General features: G+C 64.0%; 2 protein-coding genes. Both read left to right on the top strand.

Annotation, left to right across the window (positions count from 1 at the left end):
- The coding region (locus CKO25_RS20925; protein ID WP_207162437.1) for a glycosyltransferase family protein at positions 1-345 on the top strand (345 nt) is incomplete at its 5' end.
- Positions 303-639: molybdopterin-binding protein (locus CKO25_RS20760; protein ID WP_242467802.1), on the top strand; the 337-nt coding region annotated here is incomplete at its 3' end. The genes CKO25_RS20925 and CKO25_RS20760, both read left to right, overlap by 43 nt.

Here is a 639-nt window from a genome sequence, read left to right as displayed (position 1 = left end):
GATATGCCGCTGCTACCCGTCGCGCTGCTCCAAGAGCTCCTGCGCCACCCCGAAGGCGCCTTCTTCAGTGGTCATCCACTGCCCGCTTACCTGCGCAGCGGCCCGCTACCGCAGTCGGTCGATCGCGTCTACGCCCTTCACCGCGCGCTGGGCAGTCGCGAGCTGCCACTGCCCGCGACCACGGTCATAACCGCGGCGATGAGCAATATCAACACCCCCCAGGAGTGGGCTGCGCTGCGCACCCTCAACCCGAGCGCACAATCGGCAGCACAACCGACTCGACTTAATCAGGAGAACGCTTCATGGGCAGCCACGCCGCCACCGAATTTATCCCCATTGCCATAGCACTACTGACTGTCTCCGACACCCGCGGCCTCGCCGAAGACACCTCCGGCGCTGAGCTGGCAGCGCGCATTACCGCCAGTGGGCACACTCTCGCCGCACGCGAGATTCTTACCGATGATCGCTACCGGATAAGGGCGGCACTCTCGACCTGGATTGCCGACCCAGAGATCGATGCGATCATCATAAACGGCGGTACGGGACTGACCGCGCGGGACGTTACTCCAGAAGCGGCACGGCCGCTGCTCGACCGCGAAATCGACGGCTTTGGTGAGCTCTTCCGCCAGCTCTCTTACG

Origin of the sequence: Thiocapsa imhoffii, from assembly GCF_016583985.1 — a bacterium.
GTDB classification, from domain to species: Bacteria; Pseudomonadota; Gammaproteobacteria; order Chromatiales; family Chromatiaceae; genus Thiocapsa; species Thiocapsa imhoffii.
Note: the sequence above shows the minus strand (reverse complement) of the source record. Positions and strands in the feature narration are given on the sequence as shown.